The sequence below is a fragment of the Streptomyces sp. NPDC047043 genome (assembly GCF_040644055.1).
In the GTDB taxonomy this organism is placed as follows: domain Bacteria; phylum Actinomycetota; class Actinomycetes; order Streptomycetales; family Streptomycetaceae; genus Streptomyces.
In genome coordinates, this window is record NZ_JBEYVO010000008.1 from 88,127 (window position 1) to 113,266 (window position 25,140).

The following is a 25,140-nucleotide window of genomic DNA, read 5'->3' on the forward strand; positions in this document are numbered from 1 at the left end:
GTACGGCTTCAGGAGTGTGCGGCCAGGACACGCGCCTTGCCGTGGAACGCGGAGCGGTACGACTGCGGTGTGGTGCCCACCACCCGGCGGAACCGCTCGCGGAACGCAGTCGGGGACCCGAACCCCGCCTGCTGAGCAATGCGTTCGATGGGACGGTCGCTGTTCTCCAGCAGGTACTGGGCCCGCCGTACCCGCGCCCGCAGCAGCCACTGCAGCGGCGTCGTCCCGGTCTGCTCCCGGAAGCGGCGGCTGAAGGTGCGCTCGCTCATGCCCGAGCGGGCCGCCATCGCGCCCAGGGTGATCTCGCCGGCCAGGTTGTCCTCGATCCACTCCAGGATCGGTTCGAGGGTCGAGCCGCGCGGCACGGGCGGCTGCTCGTGCACGATGAACTGCGCCTGCCCGCCCTCCCGTTCGAGGGGCATGACGCACATCCGCGCGGCGTCCGCGGCGACGGCCGACCCCAGGTCCCGCCGGATCATGTGCAGGCACATGTCCAGCGCGGCGGCCGCACCGGCCGAGGTGAGGATCTGACCGTTGTCGACGTACAGCACGCCCGGCTCCACCGTGACGTCCGGATAACGCTGCGCCAGCTGGTCGGCGGCCACCCAGTGCGTGGTCGCGCGCAGCCCGTCCAGCAGTCCCGCCTCCGCCAGCACGAAGGCGCCCACGCACACGGACGCGATCCGGGTGCCCGCCCCGGCCGCCCGCCGCAGGGCCGCCAGCACCGGTTCGGACGTGGGGCCGGAACCCGGGGCGCAGCCCGGCACGATCACCGTGTCGGCGTCCTCCAGCGCCTCGAGCCCCCGGTCCACCCGCAGGGCGAGACCGTCCCCGCGCACCTCGGGCGACTCGGCGCACACCCGCACACGGTAGGGCCGCCGTCCGTCGGGCAGCCGTGCCCAGTCGAACACCTGCAGCGGTGCCGCCAAGTCGAAGGGCACGACGTCTTCGAGCGCGAGGATCGCCACTGAGTGCATGATCCCCACGATAGGCGGATTCCCGCCAAGAGGCAGAGCTGGGTGTATGCCCGGGAGGAGCAGACTGCAGCGTTGGCGAGAACCCGTTGGTTCCTGTCATTTCAGCCTCTGTGCGGCCGTCTTGGAGATCCCTAGCGTGAGCCGGGCACACGGCTGACCGCACCATGGAAAGGCGCTCGATGACCAAGCTCCTGCTCTCCCTCCACGTCCTGGCCGCCATCGTCGCCGTCGGCCCGGTGACGGTCGCGGCCAGCATGGTTCCGCCGGTGGTGCGCCGTGCCCAGGCCGGCGACGGGGGAGTGGACGCCGGGGCCGTGGGCACGGTCCGGCTGCTGCACCGCATCTGCCGGGTCTACGCCCGCATCGGACTGGCGGTGCCCGCCTTCGGGTTGGCCACCGCGGCCGCGATGGGCGTCCTGGGCAGCGGCTGGCTCATCACGTCCATCACCCTGACCGCCGTGGCCGCCGGCATCCTGATCGCCTTCGTCCTGCCCCGCCAGGACGAGCTCCTCGGGCAACTGGACGCGCGACAGCCCGTGGAACGGGCGAACACCGTGCAACTCGCCATGTTCACGGGCCTTTTCAACCTGCTGTGGGCGACGGTCACGGTCCTGATGATCGTCCGTCCCGGCTCGACGACGGGGGCGTGACCGGCCACGCACGGTGCCGCGTCCGACGTCAAGTGCTCCTGGGGAATTCACACCCCGGTGTCCTGGTCCGCATAGACTCGTCAACCGTGCCCATGCGCATGGGCCACCACACGAAAGGCGCGTCCGTGTTCCAGGACTCCCCCATCTACGACCGACTCGTCGCCGAGCGCGGCGACGTCCCCACCCAGGCACGCCGGGAGGCCGAGCGCGTCAGCCGGGAACTGGAGTACGTCATGCGACCGCTGCAGTCGTCCCTCGGCCCCGGCCTGTCCCCCGAGCGCCCCGCCTCCCCGGGTGCCGGCTGGCAACGGAGCGCGCTGCTGCCCGGCTCGCTGCCGCACTGACCCTCCCTCAACACACCGTCGTATTGGAGCCGTTGACGCGTGTCTGCGGTTCCGGGCCGGAATGGGCGAGCCATTCCGCGATGGTCCGGGCGATCGGCTGACCCGTCTCCACCTCGACGAAGCCGAACTGTCCCGACTGATTGCACTCCAGGAACCACCAGGTCCCGTCGGCGTCCTCGGCGAAGTCGAAGGCGCCGTAAGCAAGTTCGGCCGCTTTCAGGTACGAGTGGACGGCGGCGGCGACACGCGGCGGGACGTCGGTGGGGCGCCACGGTGTGTCGCCGCTGGCGAACCGCACGTCCACGTCGTCGGGATCGGCGTCCGGGGCGGTCGCCTTGCGGGCCGCCAGCAACTGCTCGCCGACCGCGGTCAGCCGGATGTCGGCCCGCTTCGCGACGCGCCGCTGCAGCAGCGTCGGCCCGTACGCCACCGCGGTGAAGTCCGTGTCCGGCGCCACCCGGCTGGTCGGCACCGCCCGGGGCGGATCCTGCGGATGTGCTCCCGAGACCGGCTTGACCACCAGATCCGGATAGCGCTCGGCGAACTCGCGGGCGGCCTGCGGGAACGTCGTGATCAGCGTGGCCGGTACGGGCAGCCCGCAGCGCTGGGCGAGCCGCAGCTGCCAGGGCTTGTGGCGGGCCCGGCGAGCCGCGTCCGGGTGGTTCATCCAGCGGGCGTCCGATCCGCGCAGCATGCCGTAGAGCGCCTGGGAGGACTCCTCGGTCAGCCACGCGGAGGGCTCGGCCGTCCGTGTCGCGACGGTGCCCGGCCTGCGCACCCAGACGGACCGCAGCCCGGCCAGGCTCACCAGGCGGCCCGCGGACTGGAGATGGCCGCGGAAGGCGCCGTGCACGTACTCACCGGACAGCGCAACGCCGCCGGGGAGGTCGGCGGGGTCCAGGCGGACCACAGGGACCCCGGACGCGTTCAGGTGCACGACCACCATGTCGGCGGTCACATCCTCTTCACAGGTCAGGATCAGCACGGTCATGGTCGGTGGTTCCGCGTTCAGTCGTCGAAGTGGGTCTTGGAGCCCGCGGTGGATGTCGTCGTCCCCAACTCTCTGAGCAGAGCCAGGTCGCGGGCTGCGACCCGGCCGTCGAAGAGCACGTTCAACTGCAGCCCGGAGTCGTAGGCGTACGGAGTCGTGGCTTCCAACTTCACCGCCGGACGTGCGTAGTTGAGCGCGAACGGTTGCATCGTGTCTCCCTCGTCGGTCTGCGCCGCCCGAGCGGTACTCGCCCTGCGGCGCGCCCGGGCCGCCGACTGCCTTGCCCTTCCGCTTACTTATACGAATCGAACGGGTGATTGGTTTCCTTACTCTCTGTAATCAAGAGGAGAAGGAAGGGACGATTCGTGATCATTCGCCCTGCCGAGCGAGCTGTGAAGGGTGCGCAGAGCGAGGAGAAGGACGCCGATGTCATCCAGGTACACCGGATCGGGCAACAGATCGGTCGGTAGGACGAAATAGAGGACGGCACCCCAGAAAACCCAGCGCGGACCGGTCGGAAGGCCCGCCCGCCTCAGGTCGCGCCGGGCCCGCACCAGCCGCACCAGGAGGGTCACGGCCACCGCGAGGACGAGCACCGCGAGGACTGCGGCGACGACGATCACCGTTGTGGTGGAATTCACGGTCCTCCTCCGTCCGGCGTGCCGAACGGCCCGCCTACTTCACGGATTCCCGGATCGGGCACTCATACGTATCCGGGTGTCGGCCGGTGGTGTGCGCTGCCTCATGCCCGTGGCGCACCCGAGTGGCAGGTGGGGCAAGCAGCGCTTACTAATGGCACCGTGACGTCGCGTGAGGCACGTCCGGGGCGCGAGAGCCGACGAACTCTTCCATCCGAGCGATGGAACAGAGCAGGAGGAGAGCATGGAAACCCGCTCTTCAACATCCCATTCCAACAAACCCTCCATACCCGCCGCGCACGACGATCCGCTCAGCGCCCTGCTGCACGCTGCCGTCGCCGACCGGCCCCTGGAGGAGGTCGCCAACCTGATCACCTTGCTGGAGCAGTCCCCGCAGTACGCGCAGGCCACGGTCGACGCGCTGCGCGCGGTCGGCACGGACCGCTCCATGGAGGACGTGAGCCGTCTGGTCACCCTGTTGACCAAACCGCCGCGAGACCCCGCGAGCGCGGACGAGGCCATCCGCTCGGCGGCCGAGACCCGGTCGGTGGAGGACGTGTCACGGCTGATGGCGCTGCTGCACCGGGCGCCGATGGAGCCCCACTGCGGACAGGCGGCGGCCCGCGCGGCCGCCACCGCACGGCCCGTCGAGGAACTCGTGGAACTCATCGGCCGGCTGAGTGAGGAGCGCGACACCCGTGGCGCTCCGCCGCTGACGACGCCCATGCCCATGCCGGCATGGCAGCCGAACCGCGAGCAGGAGCGGACCCGGGACTTCGTCCTCCCGCCGCCCCTTCCGGTCGCCCCGCCCGCGATCGCTGTCGAGGGCGTGGCGCGACGGCCCGTCCGCCCGCCGGAGCGCCGTGTCGCGCAGCCGACGTGGCCGGGCCTGCTCGCCGCGGCAGGACTCCTGCTGTGCGCGATGCTCTGGTTCCCGCTGTACCGGAACGACGCGTCGCTGCAGTCCTACGGCATCGCCCTCGGTGCGTCGGTGCTGTGCGCGGCGCTGGCCGGGCTGTTGACGCTGCGGCCGGTGGTGCCCGCCCTCGTGGTCGCGGTGGTGGTGCCGGCGCTGCTCGCCGCCGCCCAGTTGTACGAGGGCCGGCTCCAGAACCCGTGGCTGTCGCAGGCGCTCGACCTCACGCTCGCTCCGGGCTCGGTCGCGGGCCTGGCCGCCATGGGCGCGGCGCTGGTGGCACTGACGGCCCTGATCGTCCGCCTCGCCTCGCGCGCACCGGCCGCGAAGGCGGCACCGCGGCCGCCCCGGGCACCGAGGCCGCCGCAGCGCCTGGCCACCGCGAGTCGCCGGCCCGACTGATCCGGCTCACGCCGTCCGCGGGTCGTGGTGGGACCGCAGTCCGGTCAGCACCCGGTCCGGTGTCAGCGGCAGTTCGCGGAAGCGGACGCCGGTGGCGTGGTGGACGGCGTTGCCGATCGCGGCCGCGGTTCCGACGATGCCGATCTCACCGATCCCCTTGCTGCCCATGGGGTTGAGGTGCGGATCGGCCTCGTCGATCCAGTGCGCCTCGATGTCCGGCACGTCGGCGTGCACGGGCACGTGGTACGACGCCAGGTCGGACTCGGTGAAGTCGCCGAACGCGGGGTCCATGGTGCTGGTCTCGGTCAGCGCCATGCCCAGGCCCATGGTCATGGCGCCGATGAACTGGGAGCGCGCGGTACGGGAGTTGATGATCCGCCCGGCCGCGTACACGCCCAGCAGTCGGCGCACCCGCGTTTCACCGGTCACCGTGTCGACGGCCACCTCGGCGAAGTGCGCCCCGAAGGCGTGGCGCGCCCAGGGGCTGTCGGCGTCGGCCTGCCCGCCCGTGTCGGCGCGGGCACCGATGCCGTCCTCGGGCAACGGCCCGGTGTGAGCGGACAGTTGAGCCGCCAGCCGGGTGCAGGCCTCGTGGACCGCCCAGCCCCACGAGGCGGTGCCGGACGAGCCGCCGGCCAGCGAGGCCGACGGCAGATCGCTGCTCCCCACCTCGGTCCGGACCCGTTCCAGCGGCACGCCGAGCGCGTCGGCCGCGATCTGTGCCAGCACGGTACGGGCGCCGGTGCCGATGTCCGTGGCGTTGATCCGTACGAGGAAGGTCCCGTCTGGTAGTGCCTGGGCCGCCGCCGTGGACGGCCACATCAGCACCGGAAACATGGCCGCGGCCACACCCGTGCCCAGCCACAGCGGTCCGGACGGGCGTGAGCGCGGCCGCGGGTCGTGCCGGGACCACTCGAAGCGGCGCGCGCCCTCGCGCAGGCACTCCACGAGATGCCTGCTGCTGAAGGGCTTGCCGCTGTCGGGTTCGACGTCCGGCTCGTTGACGACCCGCAACTCGACCGGATCCATGCCGAGTTCACAGGCCAGTTCGTCCATGGCGGACTCCAGCGCGTACATGCCGGGAGCCTCGCCCGGCGCCCGCATCCAGGACGGCGAGGGCACGTCCAGCGGCACCACGCGGTGCAGGGTCCGGCTGTGCGGCGCGGCGTACATGACACGGGCCGGCACCGCCGCCTGCTCCACGAACTCCGTGATACGCGAAGTGTGCGTGGTGACCTCGTGGACCAGACAGGTGAGGCGTCCGTCGGCATGCGCACCGAGGCGGAGGCGGTGCAGGGTGGGCGCCCGGTGTCCGACCACCGCGGGCAGGAAGCGGCGCGGCAGGGCGAGGGTGACGGGTCGGCCGGTCTGCCGCGCCGCCATCGCGGCTAGTACGACGTCGGGCCGTGGCGTGCCCTTCGACCCGAAACCGCCGCCGACGTGCTGCGCCACGACGCCGATCCGCTCCTCCGGCAGCCCGAACAACCCGGCGAGCACGGCCCGTACGACCGTGGCGCCCTGGCTGGAGGTGTGCACGGTGAGCCGGTCGCCGTCCCAGCGCGCGGTGCTCGCGTGCGGTTCCATCGGATGGTTGTGCAGGGGCGGCACCCGGTAGCCGACGTCGAGTTGCACCTCCGCGGCGGCGAACGCGCCCTCGGGATCGCCGAGTTCACGGCTGCCCGGATATCCGCCGTTGGCCACCTCGGGAACGTACGCGCCCGGATGTCGTTCGGTGAGGGTCACGTCGTGGCCCTCCACGTCGTACGAGACATGCACCGCGGCGGCACCCGCCCGGGCGTCCTCCAGGGTCTCGGCCACCACCAGCGCCACGAACCAACCCCTGTGCGGCACCCGGGAGTTCTGCAGCACGGCGAGCGTGGGATCGTCCGGCTCGGCGAGCCGGGGCGCGTTCTCGTGGGTGAGCACGGCCAGGACACCGGGCCGTTCCAGCGCGGCGGCCGTGTCGACGGCGGTGACCGTGCCTCGCGCGACCGTGGCAGGCACCGGCCAGGCGTACGCGCGGGCGGGCAGTGCCTGTTCCGCGGCGTAGCGGGCGGTGCCGGTGACCTTCTCCCGCCCTTCCCGGCGCTCGGCGGGAGCGCCCACGGCGGTGGGGGTGCCGGGCATGCGGTCCTCCTCGGGAAGCCGGTTCAGATACGGACGGGCTCGGCGAGCCGGGTCAGGACGTCCAGGGCGAGACCGCGGGCGAGCGGCACCTTGTAGGCGTTGTCGCGCAGCGGCCTGGCCGCGGCGAGTTCGAGGTCCACGGCACGCTCGAACGCGGCCGCGGTGGGGGCCGCGCCGGTCAGCGCCTGCTCGGCCGTCCGCGCCCGCCAGGGCCGGTGGGCCAGCGCCCCGAAAGCGAGCCCGGCATGGGCGACGACGCCGTCCGACACCCGCAGCACGGCAGCGACGGAGGCCAGCGCAAAGGCGTACGAAGCCCGGTCGCGGGCCTTGCGGTACACGGACGGCAGCCCGGCCGTGGCCGTCGGCAGCACCACGCCCGTGATCAGCTCGCCGGGGCGGATCTCGGTGTCCTGCTCCGGACGGTCCCCGGGGAGCCGGTGGAAGTCGGCCGCGGCCAAGCTGCGGGCACCCTCGGAGCCGTACAGCTCGATCCGGGCGTCGAGGGCGGCCAGTGCGACCGCCATGTCCGACGGGTGTGTGGCGATGCACTGCGGCGAGTGCCCGAGTACGGCGTGGTCGCGGTGGACGCCGTCCCGCGCACCGCAGCCGCTGCCCGGCTCGCGCTTGTTGCACGGCTTGGAGACGTCCTGGAAGTACGGGCAGTGGGTGCGCTGCAGCAGGTTGCCGCCGGTCGTGGCCACGTTGCGCAGTTGTCCCGACGCGCCCGCGAGCAGTGCCTGGGACAGCGCCGGATAGCGGTCGCGGACGACCGGGTGGGCCGCCAGGTCGCTGTTGCGGACCATGGCACCGACGCGCAGCGAACCGTCGGGCAGCTCCTCCACCGCATCCAGCGGGAGACGGCTGACGTCGACGAGCGCGAGAGGCTGCTCGACGCCGAGCTTCATCAGGTCGACGAGGTTGGTGCCGCCGCCGAGGTAGCGGGCGCCGGGCAGGGCGGCGTACGCGGCGGTGGCCTCCTCGACGGTCGAGGCGCGGACATAGTCGAAGGGCTTCACGGGATCACGTCCTCAACCGCCTCGACGATGTGCGGGTACGCGGCGCAGCGGCACAGGTTCCCGCTGAGCCGTTCACGGATCTCGTCCCGGTTCAGGGGCACGGGCCGGCCGGAGGGCGTGCCGGGGTCGGTGACATGGGAGGGGTGGCCTGCCGCGGCCTCGGCGAGCGCGCCGATCGCGGAGCAGATCTGTCCCGGAGTGCAGTACCCGCACTGGAAGGCGTCACGGTCGAGAAAGGCCTGCTGCAGGGGGTGCAGCTCCTGTCCGGCGGCGCCGAGCCCCTCGACGGTCGTGACCTCGCAGCCGTCCAGCGCCACCGCGAGGAGAAGGCAGCTGTTGACGCGGCGCCCGTCCACCAGGACGGTGCATGCACCGCACTGGCCGTGGTCGCAGCCCTTCTTCGCGCCGAACAGGCCGAGATCCTCCCGCAGAACGTCCAGCAGGACGCGCCGGTGGTCCACGGCGAGCGTGTGAGCCGTGCCGTTGACCCGCAGCGTGGTGTCGGAGCGGTGGCGGGGCGCGGCCGCGGTGCCGCTCCCGGGGTGGAGGTGCTGGCTGCCGGCCATGAGGGGAGACCTTCCGGAACGCACTGTGGTGCCGTCCCGACCGCGTATCCAGGCTGCGCCGACTGACACATCCACCCCGGTGTCACCCGCGTGCACCTCAGTCGCCGGAGGAGTCCGATCGGTCGGAGATGTCGTCCGCCTTCCGCCCGCCGTCGGCGGCAGGCGTGGGCCGCAGCGCCTTCGCGGTGTCCTTCAGACGCTCCAGCCTGCGCGTCAGCTGCTGGAACGGGGAGCCCGCGGGCGCGGTGGGCGGCTGCGACTGCGACTGCGCGGGAATCTCGGTGCCGGACTCGCGGTAGACGGCCAGCGCCTCGTGGGCGCGCTCGGCGGCCTCGCGGTACAGGTCCCGGGACTTCGTCATCGCCTCGAGCGCCTCGGCGTACATGGCGACGAGGCTGCGCTGCCGGGCGAGTTCCTCCTCGAGGGTCAGCAGCTCCCACTCCTCCCGCAGCGCGGTGACGGCCTCCTCGGCACCGTCCGGCAGCGGAAGCGGCAGCGCGGCGAAGCGGGCCACGGTGTCGATGAGCTCCGTCGGCCGCGACCCGTCGAGGAAGACGGTGCGTACGGCGAAGTCGTCCCCGTCGAAGCCTTCCGGGGCCGGCGTCGTGGGCAGCACGACGGCGCCGCCACGCGGGACCTGCACGCCGAACTCGCGCAGCACCCGGTTCACGATGCGCAGCTGGTCGGGGGCGGCCCTGTGCTCCACCACGCGGTGGCGCAGGCTCGACGGCAGGAACGGGCCGAGCGACCGCCGGCCGCGCTCGTCGGGTGTCATCGCCTCGTGCACGACGAGGTTGATGCCCCAGCTGCCGCGCACGGAGGCCCGCAGCAGGCGCCGGATGTCCTTGTCGTCCTCGGGCAGCCGGTTGACGTCCCGCAGGCGCAGCCCCGTGGCGGGCTCGTGGTCCCAGGTGGCGTCCGGTGCGTCGGGCCAGAACATGGTGGCGGGGGAGGGCCACTCCTGCTGCCACGGGCGTTCCGCCTCGGCCGCCAGCACCCACTCCCGCCCGTCCTCCGACGCGCGCGCGAGTGTCAGCCGGGCGCGCACGGTGACCGTCCCGGCGATCCTCCAACGCGCCTCGAAGACGAGCTTCTCGGCGCTTTCGGAGTCCTCGGACCCGGACGGAGCCGGATCCGAATGGTCGTCGATGACCTCGGCGGCCTTGAGTCGTTGCAGGGTCCGGTGTACGACGTCTTCCGCGTCGGGCCCGGTATGGCGGCCCCGGGCCAGCCACAGCGTGGGGGAGGGCGTCGGGCGGGCGGTGGCGGAGGTGCGCATGAGTCCATCTAAAGGCGGGGGCACGTGCGTACCCCAGTATCGTCGGTGCGGGTCGGCGGAGATCACCCGGGGGGTGGTGCGCACGGGATGTGCGGCACGCACTCGGGGCGCGAGCGGTCCACTCCAGACCGCGGCAGTTCACCCATGTCCCCCCGGGTACGCGTGCCGCCATAATGACGCCCCGAACAGGGCCCGCCCACCATCCGCTTCGGGGCGGGTCCTGTTCGCGTGCCCCCGGCCGCGGCGGTGCCCTCTACACTCCGCCCATGCGATGGGGGAGAGCGGCAGCGGCCGCCGGGCTCATGTTCCTGCTGACGTCCTGCGGCGCCGAGTTCGATCCGCTCTACGTCGAAGGCGACGCCGCCGGGCCCGTCATCGGGTGGCGGGACTGCCCGGGCGCAGACCCCGACGGCATCGACGAGGTCGGCCTGTACACGTGGGACAGGTCGAGCACGGTCGACGAGCCCGGCGAACTGCTGTGGCGCATCAAGTCCGACCACGGCGCCCTGCTGCACCGCCTCCGCCTGGGCAGCACCCCCAAGGGCTTCACCACCCTGCACGCACTGACCACCACCCTCGAACCCGGCACCACTTACGCCCTGCGCACCAACATGAAGTCGGAAGACCTGGTCTCCGGCTTCCTCACCTTCCGCCCCGGCCAGCTGTCGGCGGGCTCCGGCCGCATCGTCTTCGACAGCGGCAAGGCGGAATCCCGCAAGCAGTACGAGGCCCGGGACGACGAGGACTTCGGCTGCTTCAGCGACTGAGAGTCCGAGGCACCGCCTGTGGGCCCGGTATTCCGAAAACCCCAGGGCCCGTACACGCATGGGGCGGGGCCCGACACGCCGCGTGACTCGCCCAGTCGCTATATATCGGGAGCCGAGATATCATGGCCGCATGGCATCGAAGAACATGACTCAGGCGGCGTTCTTCGTCCTCACCGCCCTGGCCGACCAGCCCCGGCACGGCTACGGGATTCTGCGTGAGGTCGAGGAACTGTCCGACGGCGCCGTGCAGTTGCGCGTCGGCACCTTGTACGGCGTGCTGGACCGGCTGACCGCGGACGGGCTGATCGTCCTGGACCGCGAGGAGGTGCACGACGGGCGGCTGCGGCGCTACTACCGCCTCACCGACGAGGGCATGCAGGCCCTGGACGCGGAGGCGGAGCGCATGGCCGCCGGAGCCAGCGCCGCCAAGCGGCGGATCGCCGAAGGACGCGAGGCCCCCGGGCCCGCCGCGAAGCCGGTCACCAACCCGTCCGCAGGACCCGGACTCGCGGGAGGTCTCGCATGACGACGCTGCTCGAGGCGCGCTACCGCACCGTGCTGCGCCTGCTCCCCGCCTACTACCGGCGGGCCCGGGAGGAGGAGATGGTCGAGGTGTACCTGTGGGACCTCGACCGCGACACCCAGGACCAGAGCAGGCCCACGCTGGGCGAGGTGGCGAGCGTCGCCGCCCTCGCCGTGCGCAGCAGGCTGGCCGCAGCCGGAGCGCCGCGGCCGTACGTCCTGCTGGGGGCGGCCGCCCGCCACTTCGCGCTGTTCGCCGTCCTGCTGCAGGCGGCCGCCGCGGTCGTCGACCGGGTGCTGATCCTGACCTGGTCCTCGACCCACGGCCCGCGCGACTGGGACATGTTCGTGTCGGGATTCACCGGCCGCGGAGTGCTGCCCGGCGTCGTCGAGGCCGCCGAATGGACACTGCCGCTGCTGTGGACGGTCGCCTTCTTCGCCCTCCTGCACGACCGTCGGCTCCTGGCCCGGGCGTCCGGTGCTGCTCGCCGCGCTGCCCACGCTGTGGCCGTTCCTCGGGCCGATGGCCGGTGAACTGGCGGCCGCGGACCCGTGGTTCGCCACCGCCACCGCGCTGCTCGCCTGGCTGCCGGCGCTCGCCCTGTGCGCCGCCTACCACCGCGACGCCCCGGCCGCGGAGCTGCCCGTCGGCTCGCCCGGCCTCGCCTTCGCGGCCTGCAGTGTGGTGATGGGCGCGTCCCTCGTGGTGCTGCCCGCCATGGCCGACGCGGCCTGGGCGCCGGCCACGAGCTTCGTAGTCGGCGCCCTCGGCTGGCTCCTGCTGCGCAGGCACCGTACGGACCGGCGCGCCGCCTGCCCCGCCCTCGCCCTGGCCGCGCTCGGCCTGCTCCTCCTGATCGTGCGCATCGCCGCGCTGTATCCCTGGCTCGGCGTTCCCCTCCCCGCCGCCTATCTCGGCGGGGCGCTCGGCCAGACGGCCGCGCTCGCACTGCTCACCGTGGTGCTGGCGGTCGCGGCCAGGCGCGACCTCGCCGCACGCTGACCTGCCGGGGCGACACGGCCGTCCGCACGACGTGAAGGCGGAGGCGGCCCGCACGGTGACCCCGTTCGGCCGCCGTCATCCGTGGAACGTGATGTAGCCGTTCTTGTCGGGGTCGTTGGCCGTCTTGGTGTACGCGTGCGAGTCGGCGCCGCTGCCGGACGGCTTGTACACGTAGATCGTGTCCTTGTCGTTGTTCCACATGAAGTTGCAGTTGTTGCGGTAGACGACGTTGTTTCTGTCGGAGTCGGTGCCGCGGCCGCCGCGGAGCTTCACGTAGTCCCCGGGCTGCAGATAGTGGTTGTGGCTGAAGGTGAACTTGTTGCCGGCCTTGTCCTTCACGACATAGCCCTTGAGGTTCACGGTCGTGCCGGACGAGTAGTTCTTGATCGTCAGATACTCGTCGCGCGTGTTCCCGGTCGTGCAGTTGTTGGAGTCGCGGCCGGGCGCGTCGTACTGGATGCCCTTGATCTTCAGCGCGGACTGGTACTCGGTGGCGTGCGCCGGGACGGCGGTGGCGAGTACGGCGAGAGTGCCGGCGGCGGTCGCGGTGGCGGCGACAGTGCGTATACGCATGTAAATCCCCCCTGTTGTGGATTTCCCGGTGAAGGATCTGGAGCGTATACAACCGGGGGGATTTGGGGGTTGATTTCGCCGAAAAGGCCACGCATCGCCCGGAGTTATGTCGTCCGGATGTCGATGTCCCACTCCAGGAGCCGGACGAGCTCGTCCTCCCCGGGGCCGGGTGCGGCCGTGCCCCGGGCCGAGGGGCCGCCGCGGGAGATGTTGCCGCTGACGGTGATGTTGTGTTCCACGCGCGGGCGGCGCAGTTCCTCGTAGAGGGAGAGCGCGGTCTCCGTGTCCGGTGCGTCGCGCAGGGACTTGGCGAGGACGACGGCGTCCTCCAGCGCCATCGACGCACCCTGCCCGGTCGCGGGCGAGGCCGCGTGGGCCGCGTCGCCGATGAGCAGGGTCCGCCCGGATCGCCAGGGGGTGCCGGTGGGTATCTCGGTGGCGTTGGTGACCATGACGTCGTCGCCCGTGGCCGCGACGATGTCCGCGGCGGGTGTGGCGTCCTTGCGCAGCAACGGCACGAGCAGATCGCGCCAGGCGGCGGGAGTGCCGTCCGTGAGTTCGTCGGCGGGCAGTGGCTCGCCTGCCACGCGCGCGAACCAGTACGTCTCACCCTCGGGCGAGACGGCGTAGCCGAAGGCGGCAGCGCTGCCGCGCACCATCGTGATGCACGCGTCCGGTTCGGACAGGGGCACGGCGGCGGTGTAGCCGTAGAAGACCCGCTGGCCGGCGTAGAGCGGCCGGGTGTCGGGGGCGAGCAGTCGGCGGACCGTGGAGTTGAGGCCGTCGGCGCCTATGAGCAGGTCGCCGGTCGCGGCTGTGCCGTCGGTGAAGTGGGCGGTGACGCCGCCGGGTTCGTCCTCGACGGAGTCGATTCGCATGCCGTGCCGGACGGTGATGCCTCGGCGTGCGGCCTCCGTCTGCAGGGCGGTGTTCAGGTCACCGCGGCGCAGGCAGCGGTACTGCAGGAGTGGGTCGGCGGCCTCGCCCAGGGGGACGTGTGCCAGCTCGGAGCCCGTGTCGTCCAGGACGCGCATCGAGGTCAGCGGGAAGCCGAGCGCGGTTACCGCGGGGGAGGCGTCGACCTGCGCGAGGGCGAGCATGCCGTTGCCGGCGAGGGTGAGGAACGCGCCCAGATCCTCGGCCGAGTCGGGATGCGCCTCGTACACCTCGACGTCGAAGCCCGCCTTGTGCAGGGCCAGAGCCGTCGCCGTACCGGCGATTCCGCCGCCGATGACCAGTACTCGCGCCACGCCCCACCCCGCTCGCCTCCGCCCGGCCCCCGCGGCCGTACACGCACAGGGAGGAACGCCCGAGCGGCGGCAGGGGTTCCACGCCGGCGTGACGATCCTTGCCGGACGGCCGCGTCACCTGTCAGGATGGTGATGTGAACCTGGATCATGTCTTCCTGTGCGGAAACCCCGCCCTCGACTTCGCCGCGACCCTTCGCGCCCGGCGGTCGACGCGGTTCGAGATGTTCGCCTCGCCGGACCGGCTGGACGCCTGGTACCTGGAGTCCGGGATCGTCGACGCCGTCACGCCCAGCCGGGAAGCGGATGTCGAGCAGGCGGTCGCGGTGCGGGAAGCGGTCTACGAGCTGGTCACCGCGCGTCTGGCCGGGGAGACCTACGACAAGACCGCGCTCGCGGTGATGAACAACGCGGCCCGCAGGTCTCCCGTGACCCCTCAACTCACCCCGACGGGACGGTGGTCCGACGCGACACCGGAGCAGGCGCTCTCCACGGTGGCCCGCCACGCCGTCGAGCTGCTCAGCGGGCCGGACGTGCCGCTGATGAAGGAGTGCGGCAACCCCGAGTGCACCCGCGTCTACATCGACCGGTCGCGCGGCATGCGGCGCCAGTGGTGCGGCATGGAGTCCTGCGGTAACCGCCTGAAGGCGGCTGCCTATCGCGCGCGCAGGAAGCAGGTGGAGGAGCCCGCCGCTCACTGAGCGGTGCGCGATGCCGTGAATCCGTCGGCTTCGATCACGGCGTCGGCGAAGGCCTCCGGCGCCTCCTGGGGCACGTTGTGGCCGATGCCCTGCAGCGTGCGGTGGGCGTAGGGGCCGGTGAACTTGTCCCGGTACATTGCACCGTCCCCGGCCGGGGTGAAGGGATCGCGCTCACCGTCGAGGGTGACGGCGGGAACGGTGATGGCGGGCGCCTGGGAGAGCTGCTGCTCGAGGGCGTCGTAGCGCGGCTCGCCCTCCGCGAGGCCCAGTCGCCAGCGGTAGTTGTGGATCACGATGTCGACGTAGTCGGGGTTCTCGAACGCGGCGGCGGCGCGCTCGAAGGTCGCGTCGTCGAAGTCCCACGTCGGCGAGTTGAACTTCCAGACCAGCCTGGCCAGATCGCGCCGGTAATCGCTGTTCTCCAGCCCGAGCCGGCCGCGTTCCGTGGCGAAGTAGTACTGGTACCACCAGGCCCACTCGGCCGCCGGCGGCAACGGCTGCCTGTTCGCGGCGCGGCTGGTGATCAGGTAGCCGGTCACGGAGACCAGCGCCTTGCAGCGCTCCGGCCAGAGCGCCGCGACGATGTCGGCCGTGCGTGAGCCCCAGTCGTACCCCGCCAGGACGGCCTTCTCGATCCCGAGCGCGTCCATCAGGGCGATGACGTCCAGGGCGACCGCGGACTGCTGGGCGTTGCGGACCGTCCGCTCGGACAGGAAACGCGTCGTGCCGTGGCCGCGCAGGTACGGGACGACGACCCGGTAACCCTCCGCGGCCAGGAGGGGAGCGACGTCGACGTAGCTGTGGATGTCGTACGGCCAGCCGTGCAACAGGATCACGGCGGGGCCGTGCGCGGGCCCGGCCTCGGCGTATCCGATGTTCAGCACGCCGGCCCTGACCTGCTTCAGCGGGGCGAAGGACGTGTGCGACGTGGCCGGCGAGGCAGCGGCCGAAGGCGCGGACCATCCGGTCAGCGAGGCGGCGACCGCTCCCGCACCGGTCAACTTGCCGAAGCTGCGCCTGTCGAACATGTGAAGTCCCCTCTGCCGGCCCGGTGTTGCGGTTTCGAGCATGACTGTGGCACGAGGGGTGTCACCTGTCAAAGCGGTGACGCTAGAAAGCTGACTTGACTGGTGGCGCTCTTGCTGTAAGCATCGTCACCGATCGAATCAGTAACTGTGAACTTCGGCAGGGAAGAGACTCCTCATGGCTGTCACAGACAAGGAAGCGGCCGAGATCGTACGGCGGGCCCGGTTCGGGACGCTGCCGGAGCGGGTTCGGCTCGAGGACACCGTCGAGGAGCGGCCTGCCACGGTGCCGGATCCGGCGCGGGACACCTACAACTCCGACGAGTGGCTCGTTCGTACGTGCCTGTGAGTTGCGTGTCGGTGAGTGCGCAAAGGAAAACGCCGGTCGTGCCCCGTGGCACGACCGGCGTTCGGTTTGGGTCTTGTCAGGCGCCGCTCTCCCTGAGCATGTCCTCGCGCTCGACCAGCTTCACGCGCTCGCGGCCCTGCGGCTCGCCCAGCGCCTTCTCCGCCGCGTCCAGCTTGTACCAGCCCTCCCAGGTGGTGAAGCGGACCTCGCGCTCGGCGAGGAACGCGTCCACCGCCTCGGGCTCGGGCGAACCCGGCGTCTGCAGACGGCCGCCCGCGTAGTCGTCCAGCAGGTTGGCCACCGTCTCGTTGGCGTCGCCCTTGGTGTGGCCGATCAGGCCCACCGGGCCGCGGCGGATCCAGCCGGTGACATACGTCGACTGCAGGTGTTCGCCGGACTCCTGCATGACGCGGCCGCCCTCGTCGGGAACCGTGCCGGAGTCGATGTCCCAGGGGAGCTTGGGGAGCTTGTCGGAGAGGTAGCCGACCGCGCGGTAGATCGCGGTGACGTCCCAGTCCTTGAACTCGCCGGTGCCCTTGACGTTGCCCGTGCCGTCGAGGGCGGTGCGCTCGGTGCGCAGGCCGACGACCTTGCCGTCCTCGCCGAGGACCTCGGACGGCGACTCGAAGAAGTGCAGGAACAGCTTGTGCGGGCGGTTGCCGATGTCGCGGATCGCCCAGTTCTCAAGGGTCTTGGCGACCATGTCGGCCTGCTTGTTGCCGCGCCGGGTCTCGATCGAGCCCTCGTCGTAGTCGATGTCCTCGGGGTCGACGATGACCTCGATGTTCGGGGAGTGGTCCAGCTCCCGCAGCTCCATCGGGGAGAACTTCGCCTGCGCCGGGCCGCGGCGGCCGAACACGTGGATCTCCAGCGCCTTGTTGGCCTTCAGGCCGTCGTGGACGTTCGGCGGGATCTCCGTCGGCAGCAGCTCGTCCGCCGTCTTGGCGAGGATGCGGGCCACGTCGAGCGCGACGTTGCCGACGCCGAGGACGGCGACCTTCTCGGCCTCCAGCGGCCAGGTGCGGGGCACGTCCGGGTGACCGTCGTACCAGGACACGAAGTCGGCGGCGCCGTAGGAGCCGTCCAGGTCGATGCCGGGTATGCGCAGCTCGCGGTCGGCCGTCGCGCCCGTCGAGAAGATCACGGCGTCGTAGAACGCGCGCAGATCGTCCAGGCTGATGTCGTTCGGATAGTCCACATTGCCGAAGAGACGGATCTGCGGCTTGTCGAGCACCTGGTGCAGGGCGGTGATGATGCCCTTGATGCGCGGATGGTCGGGGGCGACCCCGTAGCGGATCAGGCCGAACGGTGCGGGCATCCGCTCGAAGAGGTCGATGGACACGCCGGGTTCGGCGGCCACCTCGGACTTGAGCAGGGCGTCGGCGGCGTAGATCCCGGCGGGGCCGGCTCCGACGATGGCTACCCGCAGGGGGCGCGGCATGATCAGGTTCCCTTCGAGCGATGACAGGCGACTCGATCGGGAAGCCTAAGCTAAGGCAAGCCTAAGTCGGTACGCGGGTCCGGTCTATGAGCTCATAAATCAATTTTATGAGCTGGCGGCTGGAGCCTCCCGTGCCCAACTGGCGGTCACCCTCGTGGCGTTGCCCTCCCGGCACCGGGACGTGCTGCTGCTGATCGCCTGGGATGATCTCACGAGGAGACCGAGGAGGCCGATCGTGAATGACGATGCCCGCTCTCGCCCGCTGTCCCGGCGGCTGATGCTCAGGGCCGCCGTCGCCGGAACGGCCACGGCGGCGGTCGTGGGCGGCGTTGTCGTGGCCATGCGGCACGACGGGGAGACGGACACCCCGCCGACCGACGCGGCCCGGCTGCTGCGCAGGGCCGCCGAGAGGTCCCGGGCCGAGAGTGCCGACATGCCGATGCCGCGCGACGGCCAGTACGTGTACACGAAGACGCACACCACCAGGACCTACGTGAACGGCGGCGGGACCAGGACCTGGTCGGACGAGAGCTGGCTCTCCGTCGACCGCATCCGGGCGTCGACCGAGTACGCCGAGCCGGGGGCCGACAAGGAAGCGTTCATGAAGGCCTGCCGGCTCTTCGTGGTGCCGTGGGTCATGCCGCCCGGTCTGGAGGCCGCCACGTTCGAGGCCGTCGCGAGGATTCCCGGGGTGAGCGTCGACCACCGGGCGGTGGACGCTCTGGGCGGCCGCGGGGTCGCGGTCTCGTACCCGAAGACCGACTTCGCGTTCGTCTTCGACCCGCAGACGTACGCCTATCTGGGCATGCGCTCGAAGGGAAGCACCGCGGACTGGGTCGGCGGCGAGTGGAAAGCCCACGGCTGGTACCACGAAGTGCTCGCCCTGGAGGGGAGGGGCGTCGTCGACCGCATCGGCCGACGTCCCTGAGCCCGTGGGCCGCCGTACCGCGCGCTCGCGGTACGGCGGCCCGGCAGTCAGCCGATGTGGTAACTGTCCCCGTACACCTTCCAGTTGAGCGGTGTGTTCAGGCACAGGTTGCCGTTGCGCAGGAAGACCCGCTGCTCCGTGTCGACCCGGCTGGTGTCGCTGTGCGCCTCCTCCTGCTTCATGGCCCACACACGCGCGTCGAGGAAGGCGTTCAGGTACGCCACCTCGTCGCCGCCCTGCGCCGGCGGCTTGGCCTTGTTCAGGGCGCGCTTGCGTATGTTGCGGAAGCTCGTCGGGTCGTCGCCGTCGCCGTGCATGACGATGGCGTCGTAGTACGCGAACTGCCCCAGCGTTCCCAGCCGGTCCGTCCTGCCCTGCGCCACGGCCGGGTTGAAGTACACGCGGTCCCGTTCGTCGTTCTGCGCCTGCTGGAACGCGGTGTCCTGGGCCGCCTTGCGCCAGTCCTTGGGGAAGTTGGGGTCGAGGCCCTCGTGCGAGTCGGAGCCGTTCACCCGGCGCAGGGCCGGCAGGTATTTGGCGAGTACGTTGCCGGGCTTGCGGTCGGTGTAGAGCTGGACGAGGTCGAGCATGTCGCCGGTGCCGGAGCAGAAGCCGATGATCCCGGCGGTGTAGCCGCGGCCGTCGCCGATGTCCTCGATGTACTTGTACTGCGCCTTCCAGTCGAGCGAGGAGTTCTCCGCGCTCGACACCAGCTGCATGGCGATCTCCTTCTTCGCCGGGTCGTCGAGTCCGGCGCAGTTCGCCGCCGCCGAGGCGTGGGCGGGGCGCAGGAGGGGTGCCGCGGTCAGGGTCGCGCCGAGCAGGGCGAGGAGGGTGCGGCGCGAGGTGTGGGCAGGCTGCGCCGAGTCGGGGGAGGGGTGCCTCACGGGGGCTCCAAAGGGTGGTGGGGGGTGGGGAGTTGACCGTGCGTCACTGCGTTAGGAAGGTTTCCTAACTCTGATTGGAAGGTTTCCTATCAGATACCTGTGACCGCGGACACCCTTCGCGCGGCAAATTCGTAGGGACGAACGAAACGACACCCGGTCAGGGCAGCGGCTGCTCCGCCCAGATGACCTTGCCCTTCGGGGTGTAGCGGGTGCCCCAGCGTTCGGCGAGCTGGGCCACGAGGAACAGCCCGCGGCCGCCCTCGTCCGTCATCGCCGCGTACCGCAGATGCGGTGAGGTGCTGCTGCTGTCGAAGACCTCGCAGATCAGGGTGCGGTCGTACAGCACACGGACGTGGATGGGATCCGCGCCGTAGCGGATCGCGTTGGTCACCAGCTCGCTCAGGACGAGCTCCGTGGTGAACTCCAGCTCCTCCAGCCCCCAGCGGGCGAGCTGCCGGGTGACGGCGGCGCGGACCTCGCCGACGGCCGCCGGGTCGTTCGGCACGTCCCACTCGGCGATGCGGTCGTCGGCGAGCGCCTCGGTGCGGGCGACGATCAGGGCGACGTCGTCGCTCGGCCGGGTCGGCAGCAGTGAGTCGAGCACGATCTGGCAGGTTTCCTCCGGCGAGGTACCCGCTCGTTCCAGCGTGCCGCGCAGGAGCTCGAGCCCCTCGTCGATGTCCCGCTCCCGGTCCTCGACCAGCCCGTCCGTGTACAGGACGAGACGGCTGCCCTCCTCCAGCGCGAGATCGGCCGTCTCGAACGGCAGGCCGCCGAGGCCGAGCGGGGGACCGGCGGGCACGTCGGGGAACTCGACGGTGCCGTCGGGCCGTACGAGAGCCGGCGGCGGATGGCCGGCGCGGGCGATGGTGCAGGTCCGGGCCACCGGGTCGTAGACCGCGTACAGGCAGGTCGCGCCGGTGACCGGGGCGGTGCCGCCCTCCGCCGTCTCGTCCTGGTCGATGCGGCCGACCAACTCGTCGAGCAGGGCGAGCAGTTCGTCGGGCGGCAGGTCGAGGGCGGAGAAGTTGTGCACTGCCGTACGCAACCGTCCCATGGTGGCCGCCGCGTGCAGTCCGTGTCCGACGACGTCGCCCACGACGAGGGCGACACGGGCGCCCGACAGGGGCAGTACGTCGAACCAGTCGCCGCCGACACCGGCCTGCGCGGGCAGATACCGGTAGGCGATGTCCAGGGCCGACTGCTCCGGCAGGCTCCGCGGCAGGAGGCTGCGCTGCAGGGTGACGGCCATGCTGTGCTCGCGGGTGTAGCGGCGGGCGTTGTCGATGGAGACCGCGGCCCGGGCCACCAGCTCCTCGGCGAGGGCCAGTTCGTCCGCGTCGAAGGCTTCCGGCTTCTGGGAGCGCCAGAAGCTGACCACACCCAGGACCAGTGTCCCGGCGCGCAGCGGCACGGTGATCAGCGAGTGGATGCCGTACTCCACGACCTGCGCGGTCCGCTCCAGGTCCTGGGCGTGCCAGCCCGGCGCCCTGCGGAGGTCGGGCTCCAGCACGGCCTGTCCGGAGCGCAGGCTGCTGGCCTGCGGCGAGGAGTCGACGAAACGGATCTGCTTGCCCGTCGGATAGAGGGGCGCGTCCTCGCGGATCCCGCCGAACGCGGTGCGGCGCAAGGCGGTCACCTCTTCCGGCTGACCGCCGCTGAGCACTGCGTCGAAGAGGTCGACCGTGGTGAAGTCGGCGAACCGGGGCACGGCGAGATCCGCCAGCTCCTGGGCGGTGCGGGCGACGTCCAGGCTGGTGCCGATGCCGACCCCGGCGTCGTAGAGCATGTTGAGGCGTTCGCGGGCCGTCTCCGCGCGGCCGGACAGGGCGCGCAGCTCGGTGGAGTCGCGGAGCGTGGCGACGCTGCCCGGCGGGCCGCCCTGGACGTCGGTGGGCCGCTGGTTGACCGCGAGGAGCCGGTCCTTGACCAGGTGCACCTCGTCGGTGGCGACACGGCCGGAAGCCAGCAGATCGGCGGTGTCGGGCGGCAGGTCCAGGTCGAGGACGTGCCGGCCCTCGGCGTCCGCGGGCAGGTCGAGCAACCGGTGCGCCTCGTCGTTGGCGAGCAGCAACCGGCCCTCGCCGGAGGCGATGAGCACTCCCTCGCGGACGGCGTGCAGTACGGCGTCGTGGTGCTCGTACATGCGGGTCATCTCGTGCGGGCCCAGGCCGTGCGTCTGGCGCAGCAGGCGTCTGCTCACCAGCGCCGTACCGCCGGTCGCCAGGGCGAGGCCCACGGCGGCGGCGACCAGGACGAGCGGCAGCTGCCGGTTGGCGGCGCCGCCCACGTTCTCGGTCGTGATGCCCGCCGACACCAGGCCCACGACCTTGCCCTCGGGATCCTTGATCGGCACGACCGCCTGCACCAGCCGCCCGATCGTCCCGTTGATCTCCTCGACGACGGTCTTGCCGGCCAGCGCGGGCTCGATCGTGCCGACGAACTTCTTGCCGATGCGGTTCGGTTTGGGGTGGGTGTAGCGGATGCCGTCGGTGTTCATCACGACGATGAAGTCCACGCCGGTCGCCTTGCGGGCCGCCTCTGCCCGCGGCTGCAGGATCGCCGTGGGGTCGGGGCTGCTGAGGGCCTCACGGGTGCCCGGCGCGTTGGCGAACGACTCGGCGACGGCGACCGACCGGTTGCGGGCCTCCTGCGTGCTGTCGTGGCGCACCTGCAGATACAGCGCCACCACCGCGGCGACCACCAGCAGCAGCACGATCACGACCTGGAAGACGAACACCTGCCTGGCGATGCTGCGGCCGGTCAGCGCCGAGCGGAACTCCGCGAGACGGCCCTGGTCCGTCGCGCCCGATTGCCTGCCGTGCCGGGTGGCCGCACTGCCCGGCGTCCGCGCCGTTCGCCGCCGGTGCGCTCCGTGGGCGCGCTCGCTCGTGAGCCGGGCACGGGGACCGCCGGGACGGCGGGGCGACCGGGTCCCGGAACGGTCCGGAAGTCGGACCATGTGCCCATGTCTACACTGCCGGGCCCCAGGAGGCGAGAGGCGTCACAGAGGGTGACAGGATGCGCCGCCGTCCGCGCTTGATGTCGGGGGCGGGCCGTCTCAGCGCCGACCGTGGTGCCCGACCCGGCGGGTCGCGAGCAGCAGGGCGATGTCGTCGGGGCGGTCGGCCGAGTGCCGGGCCGTGGCGGTGAGGCGGTCGGCGACACCGGCCAGCGGACGGCGGCCCTGCCGGGTGGCGGGGGCGCCCGCCTTCGCCAGCGCCACCCGTAGGGCGGTGATGCCCTCGTCGATGTCCACGCCGGGCCGCTCGACAAGCCCGTCGGTGTACAGCGCGAGCACGGCGCCGGGCTCGATCCGCAGCTCCGCGACCGGGTAGTGGGCCTGCGGATCCACCCCGAGCACGACACCGACCGGCAGATCGACCACCTCGGTGTGCCCGTCGGGATGGCGCAGCAGCGGCGGCGGATGGCCCGCCCGGGCCGCCCGCGCCACCCCCGAGGCCGGATCGAGCCGGATGTAGCAGCAGCTCGCGAACTGGCCGGGATCGAGGTCGATCAGCAGATGGTTCGTACCGCTCATCACCTCGTCGGGCGGACGGTCGCCGAGCGCGAACGCCCTTACGGCGCTGCGCAGTTGGCCCATGGTGGCGGCCGCCTGCACCCCGTGCCCCTGCACGTCGCCGATGACGAGCGCCAGACCGTCCCCGGCCTCTACGACGTCGTACCAGTCGCCGCCCACCTCCATGCCCTGGGTGCCGGGCAGATAGCGCCCGGCGGTCTCCACCTGCGGATGGGCCGACAGCCGGCGGGGGAGGAGGGCCTGCTGCAGGCCCCGGGCGAGCGCCGCCTCGCTCTCGTAGCGCTGCGCCTTCTCCATGGCGTGCGCGATCAGCCCGGCGAGCGCGGTCAGCACGGTGCGTTCCTCGGTGCTGAAGCTGCGGGAGCGGTCGAAGCCCAGGATGCAGGAGCCGACGGGGCGGCCGGAGGCGATCAGCGGCAGGAAGGCGCGGGCCCCCACCTCCGCGTCCAGCGCGATGCCCGGGTAGGCGGCCGTCAGCTGTTGCATCGAGTCGAAGAACAGCGGCCGGCCGGTGGTCAGTGTCTCGACGCCGGGCAGCCGGGCGTCAAGTCCCACGCCCTCGAAGGGGGCGAGGAAACCTTTGGGGAAGCCGTTCTCCCAGGCCAGATACAGGTGCCGGTCCTGCAGCAGGTAGATCGCGAGACGGCGGCCGCCGAACGCGGGCAGCAGCTCCCGCATGACCACGGCCGCCACCTGGCGCGCGGTGACCGCCTCCGTGAGCGCGATGGCGAGGACGATCGGCCGGTACAGCGGAGCCATCGACGGCACGTCGGCCGCGGAGGACGCGACGGGCTCCGGCTCCGGCGGCGGCTGGGGCGCCAGGTCGGCGGTGGCGTCCGCCACGCGGTTGGCCGGACGGAACGTGCACGTCAGAACGTCGGGACCCGGATGGACGGACACGTCGAGCCAGGCGCTCTCGTGCGACGCGTCGTCGTCCGCGCCGTCCGTGCCGGGGCGCCCCACGTGGAAGCGCACCGGCTCCGGGGAGAGCAGGGCGCTGCGCAGATGGTCCTCGCAGGTGGGCTGGTTCAGCCAGGGCACGCCCTCCCACAGCGGACGGCCGAGCAACTGCGCCCGGGAGCGGCCCAGCAGCTGTCCGGCGCGCGGATTGGCGTAGAGGATCAGGCCCAGCCGGTCCAGGCAGAGCACGCCCTCGGGCAGCAGGTCGGCCGCGGCGTCGGCGGCCGCGCCGGGCCCGGGTTCCACCACGAAACCCCGCACCGGGTGCGCGCCCGACGGTGTGCCCGGCGGGGCGGGGGAGGCGTACGGGCTCCACAGCTCCAGCAGGCGCAGCACGTCGTCCGCGGACCGTACGTACAGGGGCAGCGACGGCGGTCTGCCGGTGGCCGTCTCCCGCAGGGCGACCAGGACGCGCTGCGCCTCGGCCGGGGACACGGCGTGCGCGAGCGCCTCGACGGACGTGGCGAAGTCGCCGGCCGGCATGCCCAGCAGGGCGGGCAGACGCTCGTCCACGCTCACCACGTCGGTCACCGGATCCCAGGCGAAACCCCCGGCACGGCCCGCGGGCGTACGCCCGCCCGGCGGACGTACGCACACGGGCTCGCCGTCCCAGGCCACCGGGGGCCTGACGCCGTCCTCCAGCCGCAGCAGCGCGGTTCCCAGGTCCTCGGCCAGCCGCACCATGCGATCCCGGTGCTGGACCAACTCGGCGGCGTCCGCGGCGGACGGGCGCAGCACGGTCAGCACGCCGAAGGTCGTCGACCCGCCCACGACCGGCACGTACAGCGATCCGAACTGGAAGGGCAGCCCGGCCGCGAACTGGGGGTAGCGGCGCATCGTCTCCGTGGCGTTCGGCAGGACCACCTGAACGCCCAGCCGATAGGCGTCGGCCACCGGGAACGGGCGGTCCACATGCATCCGCCACCAGGGCCGGAACAGCTGGCCGGGCAGTCCCGCGAGCACCGCCAGCCGCAGCAGGCCGGGCGTGCCGGAGCGCAGGTAGACGCCTCCCGCGTGGCCGCCGGCCGCTCCGATCGCCGCCGTCGAGGCGTCGAGCAGCAGCGCGGCCAGCTGTCCGGGCTTCCGGTGTGCGTCCTGAGCCCTCCGGGTCATCGGTCCTACCTCGTCCGTGCGCCGTCCAGCGGGCGACACAGACAAGAATGCGCCACTGCGGGGCTGCGGCGCACCTGGGCGGACGGAGACGTCGGACAACCCGGTGTGACGTGAAGATCTCCGTTCCGGTGCATCGGAGGTAGCTGCCATGGGCATGCATCCCGGGGTTTGACCCCG

Annotated in this window: 25 protein-coding genes; 10 read left to right on the forward strand and 15 right to left on the reverse strand. The window is 71.9% G+C overall.

All coding sequences use genetic code 11. The annotated features are described in order from the left end of the window. Positions 1-8: 8 nt before the first annotated feature. Positions 9-977, reverse strand: coding sequence for a helix-turn-helix domain-containing protein (locus ABZ880_RS14175; protein ID WP_361261223.1), 969 nt, complete (start codon positions 975-977; stop codon positions 9-11). A gap of 179 nt (positions 978-1,156) precedes the next feature. On the opposite strand from ABZ880_RS14175, the gene ABZ880_RS14180 reads away from it, so the two are divergent. Together ABZ880_RS14180 and ABZ880_RS14185 are read left to right on the forward strand one after the other, a co-directional pair. Then, the gene (locus ABZ880_RS14180) at positions 1,157-1,627 is read left to right on the forward strand and encodes a hypothetical protein (protein WP_361261224.1); all 471 of its coding nucleotides are present in this window, start codon (positions 1,157-1,159) and stop codon (positions 1,625-1,627) included. A gap of 125 nt (positions 1,628-1,752) precedes the next feature. Further along, positions 1,753-1,971, forward strand: a complete 219-nt coding sequence (locus tag ABZ880_RS14185) for a hypothetical protein (protein ID WP_361261822.1) — start codon at positions 1,753-1,755, stop codon at positions 1,969-1,971. A gap of 7 nt (positions 1,972-1,978) precedes the next feature. On the opposite strand, the gene tgmB is transcribed toward ABZ880_RS14185, so the two are convergent. From tgmB to ABZ880_RS14200, 3 genes are all read right to left on the reverse strand, one after another. Continuing rightward, positions 1,979-2,962, reverse strand: a complete 984-nt coding sequence (gene tgmB, locus ABZ880_RS14190) for an ATP-grasp ribosomal peptide maturase (RefSeq protein WP_361261225.1) — start codon at positions 2,960-2,962, stop codon at positions 1,979-1,981. A 17-nt stretch (positions 2,963-2,979) separates the two neighbouring features. Then, the gene (gene tgmA / locus ABZ880_RS14195) at positions 2,980-3,171 is read right to left on the reverse strand and encodes a putative ATP-grasp-modified RiPP (protein WP_361261227.1); all 192 of its coding nucleotides are present in this window, start codon (positions 3,169-3,171) and stop codon (positions 2,980-2,982) included. Positions 3,172-3,288: 117 nt separating this feature from the next. Beyond that, entirely contained in the window at positions 3,289-3,603 is a 315-nt protein-coding gene (locus ABZ880_RS14200; protein WP_361261229.1) for a YkvA family protein, read from the reverse strand. A 241-nt stretch (positions 3,604-3,844) separates the two neighbouring features. On the opposite strand from ABZ880_RS14200, the gene ABZ880_RS14205 reads away from it, so the two are divergent. Then, positions 3,845-4,918 (forward strand): hypothetical protein, encoded by a 1,074-nt coding sequence (locus ABZ880_RS14205; protein ID WP_361261231.1) that lies wholly within the window; start codon positions 3,845-3,847, stop codon positions 4,916-4,918. 6 nt (positions 4,919-4,924) lie between these two features. Here ABZ880_RS14205 and ABZ880_RS14210 read toward each other — a convergent pair whose 3' ends face one another. From ABZ880_RS14210 to ABZ880_RS14225, 4 genes are all read right to left on the reverse strand, one after another. After that, the gene (locus ABZ880_RS14210) at positions 4,925-7,045 is read right to left on the reverse strand and encodes a xanthine dehydrogenase family protein molybdopterin-binding subunit (RefSeq protein ID WP_361261233.1); all 2,121 of its coding nucleotides are present in this window, start codon (positions 7,043-7,045) and stop codon (positions 4,925-4,927) included. Between the two features lie 23 nt (positions 7,046-7,068). Next, on the reverse strand, positions 7,069-8,061 hold the full coding sequence (locus tag ABZ880_RS14215) for a xanthine dehydrogenase family protein subunit M (RefSeq protein ID WP_361261235.1): 993 nt from the start codon (positions 8,059-8,061) through the stop codon (positions 7,069-7,071). Next, the gene (locus ABZ880_RS14220) at positions 8,058-8,627 is read right to left on the reverse strand and encodes a 2Fe-2S iron-sulfur cluster-binding protein (RefSeq protein WP_361261237.1); all 570 of its coding nucleotides are present in this window, start codon (positions 8,625-8,627) and stop codon (positions 8,058-8,060) included. Before ABZ880_RS14220 ends, ABZ880_RS14215 begins: the two co-directional genes overlap by 4 nt. A gap of 97 nt (positions 8,628-8,724) precedes the next feature. Beyond that, the gene (locus ABZ880_RS14225) at positions 8,725-9,906 is read right to left on the reverse strand and encodes a hypothetical protein (protein WP_361261239.1); all 1,182 of its coding nucleotides are present in this window, start codon (positions 9,904-9,906) and stop codon (positions 8,725-8,727) included. A 266-nt stretch (positions 9,907-10,172) separates the two neighbouring features. Between ABZ880_RS14225 and ABZ880_RS14230 the strand changes: the two genes are divergently transcribed. The 4 genes from ABZ880_RS14230 (at position 10,173) to ABZ880_RS14245 (ending at position 12,198) form a co-directional block, all read left to right on the forward strand. After that, positions 10,173-10,673 carry a hypothetical protein gene (locus ABZ880_RS14230; RefSeq protein ID WP_361261241.1) on the forward strand — a complete coding sequence of 167 codons (501 nt, stop codon included), beginning with the start codon at positions 10,173-10,175 and terminating at the stop codon, positions 10,671-10,673. A 145-nt stretch (positions 10,674-10,818) separates the two neighbouring features. Further along, positions 10,819-11,199 (forward strand): PadR family transcriptional regulator, encoded by a 381-nt coding sequence (locus tag ABZ880_RS14235; protein WP_361261825.1) that lies wholly within the window; start codon positions 10,819-10,821, stop codon positions 11,197-11,199. Further along, on the forward strand, positions 11,196-11,729 hold the full coding sequence (locus ABZ880_RS14240; RefSeq protein ID WP_361261242.1) for a hypothetical protein: 534 nt from the start codon (positions 11,196-11,198) through the stop codon (positions 11,727-11,729). Before ABZ880_RS14235 ends, ABZ880_RS14240 begins: the two co-directional genes overlap by 4 nt. Then, complete coding sequence (locus ABZ880_RS14245; protein ID WP_361261244.1) at positions 11,719-12,198, forward strand: hypothetical protein; 480 nt, start codon at positions 11,719-11,721, stop codon at positions 12,196-12,198. The genes ABZ880_RS14240 and ABZ880_RS14245 overlap by 11 nt, the downstream gene beginning before the upstream one ends. 75 nt (positions 12,199-12,273) lie before the next feature. Here ABZ880_RS14245 and ABZ880_RS14250 read toward each other — a convergent pair whose 3' ends face one another. Continuing rightward, positions 12,274-12,771, reverse strand: coding sequence for a lamin tail domain-containing protein (locus tag ABZ880_RS14250; RefSeq protein WP_361261246.1), 498 nt, complete (start codon positions 12,769-12,771; stop codon positions 12,274-12,276). A gap of 104 nt (positions 12,772-12,875) precedes the next feature. Further along, on the reverse strand, positions 12,876-14,021 hold the full coding sequence (locus ABZ880_RS14255) for an FAD-dependent oxidoreductase (protein ID WP_361261248.1): 1,146 nt from the start codon (positions 14,019-14,021) through the stop codon (positions 12,876-12,878). Positions 14,022-14,155: 134 nt separating this feature from the next. Between ABZ880_RS14255 and ABZ880_RS14260 the strand changes: the two genes are divergently transcribed. Continuing rightward, on the forward strand, positions 14,156-14,719 hold the full coding sequence (locus tag ABZ880_RS14260) for a CGNR zinc finger domain-containing protein (RefSeq protein WP_361261250.1): 564 nt from the start codon (positions 14,156-14,158) through the stop codon (positions 14,717-14,719). On the opposite strand, the gene ABZ880_RS14265 is transcribed toward ABZ880_RS14260, so the two are convergent. Further along, a complete protein-coding gene (locus ABZ880_RS14265) occupies positions 14,713-15,747 on the reverse strand; it encodes an alpha/beta hydrolase (protein WP_361261252.1) in 1,035 nt (344 codons plus the stop codon). The two genes, ABZ880_RS14260 and ABZ880_RS14265, sit on opposite strands and share 7 nt — an antisense overlap. Before the next feature lie 175 nt (positions 15,748-15,922). Between ABZ880_RS14265 and ABZ880_RS14270 the strand changes: the two genes are divergently transcribed. Beyond that, the gene (locus ABZ880_RS14270; RefSeq protein WP_361261254.1) at positions 15,923-16,093 is read left to right on the forward strand and encodes a hypothetical protein; all 171 of its coding nucleotides are present in this window, start codon (positions 15,923-15,925) and stop codon (positions 16,091-16,093) included. Between the two features lie 76 nt (positions 16,094-16,169). Here the strand turns inward: ABZ880_RS14270 and ABZ880_RS14275 are convergent, their stop codons facing one another. Next, positions 16,170-17,534: an FAD-dependent oxidoreductase gene (locus ABZ880_RS14275; protein WP_361261256.1), complete on the reverse strand. Its 1,365-nt coding sequence runs from the start codon at positions 17,532-17,534 to the stop codon at positions 16,170-16,172. Positions 17,535-17,769: 235 nt separating this feature from the next. Between ABZ880_RS14275 and ABZ880_RS14280 the strand changes: the two genes are divergently transcribed. Next, positions 17,770-18,462: a hypothetical protein gene (locus ABZ880_RS14280; RefSeq protein WP_361261257.1), complete on the forward strand. Its 693-nt coding sequence runs from the start codon at positions 17,770-17,772 to the stop codon at positions 18,460-18,462. 47 nt (positions 18,463-18,509) lie between these two features. On the opposite strand, the gene ABZ880_RS14285 is transcribed toward ABZ880_RS14280, so the two are convergent. From ABZ880_RS14285 to ABZ880_RS14295, 3 genes are all read right to left on the reverse strand, one after another. After that, complete coding sequence (locus ABZ880_RS14285) at positions 18,510-19,349, reverse strand: chitosanase (RefSeq protein WP_361261259.1); 840 nt, start codon at positions 19,347-19,349, stop codon at positions 18,510-18,512. Between the two features lie 157 nt (positions 19,350-19,506). Continuing rightward, the gene (locus ABZ880_RS14290) at positions 19,507-22,311 is read right to left on the reverse strand and encodes a SpoIIE family protein phosphatase (RefSeq protein WP_361261261.1); all 2,805 of its coding nucleotides are present in this window, start codon (positions 22,309-22,311) and stop codon (positions 19,507-19,509) included. A gap of 99 nt (positions 22,312-22,410) precedes the next feature. Then, positions 22,411-24,963, reverse strand: coding sequence for a SpoIIE family protein phosphatase (locus ABZ880_RS14295; RefSeq protein WP_361261263.1), 2,553 nt, complete (start codon positions 24,961-24,963; stop codon positions 22,411-22,413). Positions 24,964-25,140: the final 177 nt, after the last annotated feature.

What these genes read in the sequence shown, in the direction of transcription:
- ABZ880_RS14175 (WP_361261223.1), bottom strand. Translation starts at nt 977, where the DNA reads ATGCACTCAGTGGCGATCCTCGCGCTCGAAGACGTCGTGCCCTTCGAC.
- ABZ880_RS14180 (WP_361261224.1), top strand. Translation starts at nt 1,157, where the DNA reads ATGACCAAGCTCCTGCTCTCCCTCCACGTCCTGGCCGCCATCGTCGCC.
- ABZ880_RS14240 (WP_361261242.1), top strand. Translation starts at nt 11,196, where the DNA reads ATGACGACGCTGCTCGAGGCGCGCTACCGCACCGTGCTGCGCCTGCTC.
- ABZ880_RS14270 (WP_361261254.1), top strand. Translation starts at nt 15,923, where the DNA reads ATGGCTGTCACAGACAAGGAAGCGGCCGAGATCGTACGGCGGGCCCGG.
- ABZ880_RS14265 (WP_361261252.1), bottom strand. Translation starts at nt 15,747, where the DNA reads ATGTTCGACAGGCGCAGCTTCGGCAAGTTGACCGGTGCGGGAGCGGTC.
- ABZ880_RS14275 (WP_361261256.1), bottom strand. Translation starts at nt 17,534, where the DNA reads ATGCCGCGCCCCCTGCGGGTAGCCATCGTCGGAGCCGGCCCCGCCGGG.
- ABZ880_RS14235 (WP_361261825.1), top strand. Translation starts at nt 10,819, where the DNA reads ATGACTCAGGCGGCGTTCTTCGTCCTCACCGCCCTGGCCGACCAGCCC.
- tgmA (WP_361261227.1), bottom strand. Translation starts at nt 3,171, where the DNA reads ATGCAACCGTTCGCGCTCAACTACGCACGTCCGGCGGTGAAGTTGGAA.
- ABZ880_RS14295 (WP_361261263.1), bottom strand. Translation starts at nt 24,963, where the DNA reads ATGACCCGGAGGGCTCAGGACGCACACCGGAAGCCCGGACAGCTGGCC.
- ABZ880_RS14210 (WP_361261233.1), bottom strand. Translation starts at nt 7,045, where the DNA reads ATGCCCGGCACCCCCACCGCCGTGGGCGCTCCCGCCGAGCGCCGGGAA.
- ABZ880_RS14230 (WP_361261241.1), top strand. Translation starts at nt 10,173, where the DNA reads ATGCGATGGGGGAGAGCGGCAGCGGCCGCCGGGCTCATGTTCCTGCTG.
- ABZ880_RS14250 (WP_361261246.1), bottom strand. Translation starts at nt 12,771, where the DNA reads ATGCGTATACGCACTGTCGCCGCCACCGCGACCGCCGCCGGCACTCTC.
- tgmB (WP_361261225.1), bottom strand. Translation starts at nt 2,962, where the DNA reads ATGACCGTGCTGATCCTGACCTGTGAAGAGGATGTGACCGCCGACATG.
- ABZ880_RS14290 (WP_361261261.1), bottom strand. Translation starts at nt 22,311, where the DNA reads ATGGTCCGACTTCCGGACCGTTCCGGGACCCGGTCGCCCCGCCGTCCC.
- ABZ880_RS14205 (WP_361261231.1), top strand. Translation starts at nt 3,845, where the DNA reads ATGGAAACCCGCTCTTCAACATCCCATTCCAACAAACCCTCCATACCC.
- ABZ880_RS14220 (WP_361261237.1), bottom strand. Translation starts at nt 8,627, where the DNA reads ATGGCCGGCAGCCAGCACCTCCACCCCGGGAGCGGCACCGCGGCCGCG.
- ABZ880_RS14225 (WP_361261239.1), bottom strand. Translation starts at nt 9,906, where the DNA reads ATGCGCACCTCCGCCACCGCCCGCCCGACGCCCTCCCCCACGCTGTGG.
- ABZ880_RS14245 (WP_361261244.1), top strand. Translation starts at nt 11,719, where the DNA reads ATGGCCGGTGAACTGGCGGCCGCGGACCCGTGGTTCGCCACCGCCACC.